Annotated in this window: 1 pseudogene; it reads left to right on the forward strand. The window is 86.3% G+C overall.

Going from position 1 to position 314, the window contains the following annotated elements:
- Positions 1-72: 72 nt before the first annotated feature.
- Positions 73-314: pseudogene (locus AC1MIR_RS26425) on the forward strand (heavy metal translocating P-type ATPase); the annotation flags it as partial.

A 314-nucleotide genomic window follows, 5' to 3' on the forward strand; every position in this document is an offset into this window, starting at 1 on the left:
CCGGGGCCGGGGCCCCCCCCATTCGCGGCCTGGGGCGCCCGGCCGGCGCGGGGGGGGGGGGCGCGCGCGCCGATGGCCCGCCTCGCGGATCGCTGGGCGCTCGGCTTCGTCGCCTTCACGGCCGTGCTCTCGCTCGGCGCCTGGGCCGTCACGGGCGATCCGGTGCGCGCGCTGGCGGTGCTGGTGGTGGCCACGCCCTGCCCGCTGATCCTGGCCGCGCCGGTGGCCCTGGTGGCCGGCATCGGGCGCCGCGCCCGCGGGGGGCCCGCGGGGGGGGGGGGGGGGGCGGGGGGGCGGCGCGGGCGCCGCCGCCC

The sequence above is a fragment of the Falsiroseomonas sp. RANM36 genome (assembly GCF_056682175.1).